Consider the following 7,707-nt stretch of genomic DNA (forward strand, 5'->3'; position numbering starts at 1 on the left):
AAACGCACCGCTATGGATAACAATTATATGATTCGGGTGCTCAGTTGTTGTTTCATTGACAATACATTAGATTCTTCTGATTGCTTGTGTCAAGCCTGATTGAGACGCTCTTACCCTGGCTATTTCAACTCCCATTTGGATTAAATCTCGCAAACAATTAGAACCCAAATGAGCGAGGCGTCGAGCGACTTTTTCACAACGTCTTACTAGAAAAGCAATCCAATGGTATCGGAGTAGTTCATGCTCTGGATGCTGCTGTAACTCCTCAAATAAATAGCGAGCTATTCTGGCTTCCAGTATTTTTTCATTGCATTGTGCTTCATGTTCTATTTTCTGACGCAACCCGTTAATCCGTAAGCGTAACCGTGGTTCAATTCGCCAGATAATGCGATGTTCCTCTATGCTGTCGGGTAAGCTATAAAAGCATTCCAATGGCATAACTTTAACCTTAGCAACTCTCTTGAACGCTCTAGACTCGCTACAAAGGTTTGACTCCCTGTAATTTGGTCTACTGCTTTATGATTGAGATTAGGTCAAAAATTTATGCAATTGAAGACGCTCCAGAGGGGCAACTTCAATTGCCTGAAACACATGCCTGGAAATAATTTCAGCCTTACTACTCAGATGCTGATTGTGAGCTTCGCAGCGAGGTGTGCGATCGCATAACTGGGCTACGTAATTGCAGCAATTTGGAATAAGCAGCGATTAGCGTTTTAAAACACTTGGGTGAGGTGAAATGCCCCTATTTAACGCTGTTGGAAGACAAAGCGCATTTTTCTTAGATGGCCACAAAATAATGATGGATAGGTAACGGAATCAATATTCTGTTACTAGTTTTCTAATACGAGGTGCGATCGCCACTATCTTAATTTTCTCGTACCGTTTTGTTCTTTCCACTTCGGAAGCAAAGTTCGCTTTTCCTGTTCCCTATCCGGGAGTAACAGACCCCTACGGGAGCGCTTGTGCGAGGAGCGATCGCGGACTTCGCCCAAACTATGAAAGAACACTGCTCTCGATAAAGAATGTTTCAATTCCCCCTTATTCAGTTCTGCCGTCGTTCTACACCGCAGTTTTGGACTTTGCATCCACTCATATGATACTTAATCTGACAGCGTGATAGTGATTGAAACAGAGACAGTAAATGCTTTTATTAAAGTCTGTCAGAAAAATAGTCAATTGTTTTACATTGGTTAATTAAAGCAATATGTAGACAGCTTTTAAGGCTAAAAACAATAAATATTACCACTGCTAAATATCGGGCCGATCGTGGTAATTTTTCTTACTTTGTTAGCCCTAAACGAGTGGAAATTTGGTGAGACAGTATGCCAGTACGTTCAGATAATTTTTTGATTTCAAAGCAATTACACAATTGAAGTTGACAGCATCTTGAAAAAAGCAAACAATAATATTTTCAGGGATATTTACCTCTTTTGATAGATGAGTTCGCATTTGATAAATTTTGTGCAAAAATAGCTATCTTTATATCAGAAAATTTTTATCAAAACTTATGCATTCTTAATTTTTTTATAAATAAAAATCCTTTATGATTATTTGTAGTCTCAATTACATTTAGTAAACTTCAAAGATTCGGCGAAGAAAATCTCTGCTTTCACTCAGTTTTGATTAGCAAGGAGATCATCGTGGAATGTCTGGCTTATACGGAAATGGCTCTTGCCTATACAGAGCCAAATCCAGATGAAATTCGTCTGCCCGAGATTAAATTCAATTCTAATTGGCACCAACATTTCAAATCTGCTGGGTTAATTTTCGCTAGTATTAGCATTTTGTTAGCAATTCTAGCTCCTATCAAAGAAGTTTCAGCATACTATAGCCATCCAGGTAAATATTATGTAAGAACAAACGGTGGTTGTCTGCATGTCCGCACTGGACCAGGTACTCACTATAGATCTGTTGCGTGTTACCCAAATGGCTCTCGACTGCGGGTCGTCGGATACAGGCATGGGTTTGCTCGTTTATCTAATGGTTGTTACGTTGCTGCCCAATGGATTAGACCCAAACGTGTTAAAGACTGTATCCATTGTTATGGATATAGAAGAGTTAAGCATTATTACGGCCATAGAAGAGTTAAGCATTATTATTCACGTTCACGTATTCTCACAATCGGCTCTCGAGGATCGGCGGTGATACGAGTTCAAAGAGCTTTAGGAGTAAGAGCTACTGGATACTACGGTTACGCCACTGCAAACGCAGTCCGACACTTCCAAGCAAATAGTGGCTTAATTGTAGATGGAGTAGTTGGACCTCAAACACGAAGGGCATTAGGAATATACGCTGGAACATACTATTAAGAAGATTTCAGCAATAAGCTTGTTTTCAAAGCATCTGATGGTTTTATCTGAGAAATTGATTAGCGTTACTATACCTTTCATGGACTGAACTGAAAGGTTTTTTTATGTCTACATACAAGTCTGCGCTCATACGAAATCTGCTCCCTATGACCGAAACAATTCAAAATTCAAAATTCAAAATGCAAAATTAAGAAGAAATAAAAATTTTTATTTCGGGTACAAGCCCCTAATTTTAATTATGTAAAAAAAGAAACTGCGAAGCATCATTATTCAAGCCCCCAATTTTAATTGTGGGGATTTCAATTTTGAATTTTTAATTTTTAATTGGAGCGAAGCGAGTGACCCATTACCTAAATTTGTAGAGACGTAGCATGCTACGTCTCTAATCTGAGTTACTAGACTTTTTGATTTCGGCTAAAAAAGCCCCAAATATTTTTGCACAATTTGTAAAATTCGCTCTGCCGCATGACCATCTCCAAAAGGATTGATGGCATTTGCCATTGCTTCATAGGCAGCTGGGTTAGCTAGCAACTCAGCTGCGTTAGCAACTATTGTTTCTGGTTGAGTTCCTACAAGTTTAGCTGTACCAGCCGTAACAGCCTCTGGTCTTTCTGTCGTTTCTCGCAGAACTAAGACTGGTTTGCCAAGACTAGGTGCTTCTTCCTGCAAACCGCCAGAATCGGTGAGGAGGAGATGCGATCCCATAATAGCCCCCACTAGTTCCGCATAATCTAAAGGTTCTGTTAAAAAAATCCGGGGATGATTCCCCAACATTGCCTGCAACGGTTCTCGTACCGTCGGATTGCGGTGTAACGGCAACAGCAAAGCTGTATCAGGAAACTTATCTAATATCTGTAAAAATCCTTGGGCGATTCCTTGCAGTGGTTCTCCCCAATTCTCGCGTCGATGCACGGTTGCCAACAAGACACGATATTGACTCCATTCCAGCCCAGGAATATCACAGGCAGGTTCAGTTGCTGCAACATTCAACAGTGCATCAATCACCGTGTTACCTGTCAGGTGAATTTCACCTAAAACACCGGAATGATGAAGATTTTTTACAGCCAAGGGCGTTGGCGCAAAGTGTAACTGAGTCAGTTGCGAAATCAGTCGTCGATTGGCTTCTTCTGGGTAAGGATTAAATAAGTAATCAGTTCTTAAGCCAGCTTCTACATGTCCTACAGAAATTTTGTGGTAAAAGGCTGCCAAAGTTGCTGCAAATGCTGTGGTAGTATCTCCCTGCACCAAAATTAAATCTGGCTTGTTTTCTTGGAATAATCCTTCTAATCCTTGCAAACTGCGGCAAGTAATATCAGTCAAAGATTGCTGCGGCTGCATAATTTCCAGATCGCGATCCGCCTTGAGGTTGAAAAGCCGCATCACTTGCTCAACCATTTCGCGATGCTGTCCGGTTAAAATTACTTGTGTCTGGAAGCTTAGAGAATTTTGGAAAGCTTGAATTACCGGTGCTAGTTTTATCGCTTCCGGGCGAGTGCCTAAGATAATGTAAACTCGTTTGTCATTAGTCATTAGTCATTAGTCATTAGTCATTAGTTAATGGTCAATAGTTAATGGTCAATGGTAAATAGTCAATACCCATAAAGGACAAATGACAAATGACAGATGACAAAAAAGCATGAAAAAACCCGGCATAACCGGGCAGGATGCACTGTTTGTCGAATTTAGCAGTTTAGTTATAGTTTGATATCACAGGTTAGTGGGCAAGCAGCATAGACAGTCTTTTGCATTTCTTCTGTTTCTCCATGCAACCAGCTTAACCATTTAACTTCTTTAGGGTGAATACCTTTAGCAGTTAGTACACCTGCACCAACAACAACTGCCAAAACATTAAACAGAATTAAACCCCCTGCCACAAGCAAAACAGCACTAACTGGCATAACCGATTGCAAAACAATCGACAACAGACATCCAACCGTAGCCATCAAAACAACTAAAGGAAAACCGACAACCAGCAAGCATACTGCCAATGTAAAAGTCCATATCAAAAAGCTTTTAACCATTAACAAGGAATCGGTCTTGCCTAAATCGGACGTGTGTGAAAAAGCCATAACTTTTCTCCCAAATACACAAATTAAAGATTGGAATTCAGAAGCATCTCGTTGGTGTTGATAACCAAAGGGATCAACAATTAGTGAAGTTCAGTATATAAAAACCAATTGAGAAGATGAGCATTTATTTAATAAAATTTACAGTTAAGCTTTTCTAATGATGGATGAAGGCTAACTGGGCATTTTGACAGAAAACTAGTTTTTGCCATCTATCTTTAGGCATATAAGCTACAGGTTACTACCTCATTAGATAGATATAAAGACTATGATTCTGGTAATTTTAACATTTCTTATAAAAATCAAAGATAATTCTCATAATTTAAATTTGACTAAAGAAATTATCTAGTGTTATTTGCCAATAAGAAGGTTGGAGGCAGAAGTTGAAAAGCTTATTTTCTAAGCTTTTTGTTTTTTTTGAATAGTCGCATTTTTTCTGTTGTGATGTACTAGCGTGAATTGCTAGAAAATTTTCTCATTTCAGTTCGCAAGGCATTGAAGTATTAAATTATACTCTTTATAAGAGTATAATCACTGGGGATATTTTATAAGTATGGTGTGTTAAACATTAATTAATGCTCTATTCAAATCAATCTATTTAACTAATAGACCATTTAAATTCAGAAAAAATGATACAAACAGGGGTGATGAAATTGAACTGTCCGTAACAAGTTATTCGCGTTATCTAGTTTGCTAGCAAGTCAACCTGCAACTATAGCGATCGCAGACAATGGCATCTGCCAAAGGTCAAGCACCATTCAATCAGCCATCAGTTACCAGTATTCACTGATAACTATTCAACATTCTGCCTGTCAATTAAAAACCGATTTTTAGTATCAGCAAAGCGCTTCTCCCCTAGCAAGGAGATTAGTCAACGTGCAATCATCTTGAAGATAATATGTCAGAATCACAAAATCCATTAAATTGGACCCCAACTGTAGACCGTGGTGTCCCTCCACTTCCTCCACCACCACCAACGATTAGCACGCAGCGCCAATCTACACAAACTTTGGTAATAGACCGCAGCCGTAGCGCTCACCCTGCAGCACCACCCCCACCACCGGCTTCCACCCCTGCTTCTGCTCATCGTCCGGGGACTCCGCCACCTATCCCCAGTCCCGCGCGTGCCAAAAGCAACAGTTTACACCCTACTTTAGACCAATTAGTAAGGGAAGCTTATGATAAAGGCATATCCGACATTCACTTAGGCGTAGGCGAACCGCCGCGCTTCCGCAACCGTGGAGAAATTCAAACCACAGATTATCCAGAAACAGATAAAGAGACTTTCATGAGTTGGTTGCGGGAGGTGCTGACGGAGGCAGAAATTCACCGTTTTGAAGAACATCTAGAATTTGACGGTGCAACTCAATACGAATTTGCTCGCGTGCGGATCAACATTTTTGACTCTCTCAAAGGCTACGCAATGGTAATGCGGTTGATTCCGCTCAAAATCTTAACTATCGATCAGTTGCGCTTACCCCCAGTTTTTAGGGATATTTGCCATTACCACAAAGGTTTGATTTTAGTTACGGGTCCCACTGGTTCTGGTAAATCCACCACAATGGCAGCAATGATTGACTACATCAATAAAGAGATGCCCAAGCATATCATCACCATTGAAGACCCGATTGAATTTGTTCACAGAAGTCAAAAGTCCTTGATCAAACAACGGGAAGTGGGAATGCACACCCGGAAATTTGACAATGCCTTGAAAGCAGCTTTGCGGGAAGATCCAGATTTAATTCTGGTGGGGGAAATGCGAGATAAAGAAACTGTGAACACTGCCCTCAAAGCTGCTCAAACAGGTCACTTGGTGATGGGAACCTTGCATACCAACAGCGCAGTAAAAACGATTGAGCGTATCCTCAATCTCTACTCAGGCGACGAACAGGATGCAATGCGGGTGGCACTTTCTGAATCTTTAGTGGCCGTGATCGCCCAAGGTTTGTGTCGCACGACGGATGGCAAGCGTGCTGCTTTCCACGATATTTTAATCAATACTGATGCAGTCAAAGACTGGATCAAAGATGGTAAATACGATGAAATTACCGAGTTAATGAAACAAGCCGGTTTTGATGGCATGATTACTATGAATCAGTCTCTGTTCAACCTCTACCAAGAAGGTCGCATCACAGAAGAAACTGCCTTGGAGATGTCACCAACTCCTAACGAAATAGCCCAGATGCTTCGAGGTCGAGTGTAAGAATTAGGGACTAGGGAATAGGCGAAAATTATGAATGATGAATGTTGAATGATGAAAATTTCATAATTCATAATTCATAATTCATAATTCATATTAGTTCTGCGATTACCTTGACTCTAGACAAACTAACCTTACCCCAGTTGTTCAAAGGCATTGCACTGTTTACGCCCGGAGGAGATTTAATTTACTGCATCGATCCTCATAAACAAGGTCGATGGCATTTACATTTGTGCGCGACTTTGCAAGAAATCCTAGACTTACCAGAACCGCCTCATTTTTTAGTGCCTTGCTACACGGCGACTATTGACCACTGGTTAGATCCGCGCACGCAACAAATACGAACTTTTGCCGAAGCTTATCCAGCTGTAATGCGACATCAAGCTGTGCTGAACGCGATTTTTGGTACAGGTGAACTGGTCTGGCAAAGCGCACCTTGGCAGGAGGGGTTATGCGATCGCATGGTGTTGACAAGCTATCGCTCTTTGTTCCCGCAACTTTGGGAAGACCATGACTTGATTGTGCGCTTAGATCCTTTTGAAGCAGTGCCGTACTATCAAGAATCAGCAACACTACAAGTACAACCAAATACACAAGGCTATGTCCTGCGTCTGTTTGTTGCTGGGCATAGTCCCGGCATTGAACGCATTCTTCAGAATCTCCACGAACTTTTAGAACGATTTCTGGGTCAACCGTATACACTCAAAGTCATTGATGTTATCACTCATCCAGAACAAGCAGAAGTGAATCAGGTGACAGCAACTCCCACTCTTGTAAAGGTTTGGCCTGTACCGATTCGGCGCATTGTTGGTGACTTGGATAATGTAGATAAAATTTTGCAGATGTTAGGGGCTAAAGAAAAATATTAAGCTCATCCCCCGACTAAAGTGTTAAGGGATGAGATTTATAGGCGTTGCTGAATCAAAATATGAATTTACAATTCATATCAAGTCCGGCTAATTCATGTTCATTAAAAACCCTCACCCCGTCCTGTCGGACACCCCTCTCCCAAGTTGGGAGAGGGGCAGTTCTTGTGAGGGCAGATACGATAACTAATCAAACGGATTTGATATTACGGATGTGTAGAGACGTAGCATTGCTACGTCTCTACAGAAACGTATACAAACATAAT

At 40.8% G+C, this 7,707-nt stretch carries 7 protein-coding genes; 3 read left to right on the top strand and 4 right to left on the bottom strand.

The genetic code is table 11. The features are described from left to right. Window positions 1–66: 66 nt before the first annotated feature. Both HXY43_RS08495 and HXY43_RS26940 read right to left on the bottom strand, forming a co-directional pair. Window positions 67–438 carry a hypothetical protein gene (locus tag HXY43_RS08495; protein ID WP_290882193.1) on the bottom strand — a complete coding sequence of 124 codons (372 nt, stop codon included), beginning with the start codon at window positions 436–438 and terminating at the stop codon, window positions 67–69. A gap of 422 nt (window positions 439–860) precedes the next feature. Then, entirely contained in the window at window positions 861–1,085 is a 225-nt protein-coding gene (locus HXY43_RS26940) for a Tn3 family transposase (RefSeq protein WP_072032424.1), read from the bottom strand. A gap of 1,056 nt (window positions 1,086–2,141) precedes the next feature. On the opposite strand from HXY43_RS26940, the gene HXY43_RS08500 reads away from it, so the two are divergent. Further along, window positions 2,142–2,309 (top strand): peptidoglycan-binding domain-containing protein, encoded by a 168-nt coding sequence (locus tag HXY43_RS08500; protein ID WP_290882196.1) that lies wholly within the window; start codon window positions 2,142–2,144, stop codon window positions 2,307–2,309. 414 nt (window positions 2,310–2,723) lie between these two features. Here HXY43_RS08500 and wecB read toward each other — a convergent pair whose 3' ends face one another. Together wecB and HXY43_RS08510 are read right to left on the bottom strand one after the other, a co-directional pair. Further along, window positions 2,724–3,839, bottom strand: coding sequence for a non-hydrolyzing UDP-N-acetylglucosamine 2-epimerase (gene wecB / locus HXY43_RS08505; RefSeq protein WP_290882198.1), 1,116 nt, complete (start codon window positions 3,837–3,839; stop codon window positions 2,724–2,726). A gap of 164 nt (window positions 3,840–4,003) precedes the next feature. Beyond that, entirely contained in the window at window positions 4,004–4,378 is a 375-nt protein-coding gene (locus tag HXY43_RS08510; protein WP_026735044.1) for a hypothetical protein, read from the bottom strand. Between the two features lie 895 nt (window positions 4,379–5,273). Here HXY43_RS08510 and HXY43_RS08515 point away from each other — a divergent pair. Beyond that, window positions 5,274–6,578, top strand: coding sequence for a type IV pilus twitching motility protein PilT (locus tag HXY43_RS08515; RefSeq protein ID WP_290882202.1), 1,305 nt, complete (start codon window positions 5,274–5,276; stop codon window positions 6,576–6,578). A gap of 110 nt (window positions 6,579–6,688) precedes the next feature. Continuing rightward, a complete protein-coding gene (locus tag HXY43_RS08520) occupies window positions 6,689–7,444 on the top strand; it encodes a circadian clock KaiB family protein (RefSeq protein ID WP_290882205.1) in 756 nt (251 codons plus the stop codon). Window positions 7,445–7,707: the final 263 nt, after the last annotated feature.

It is taken from the genome of Fischerella sp. (assembly GCF_013388695.1).
In the GTDB taxonomy this organism is placed as follows: Bacteria; Cyanobacteriota; Cyanobacteriia; order Cyanobacteriales; family Nostocaceae; genus PCC9605.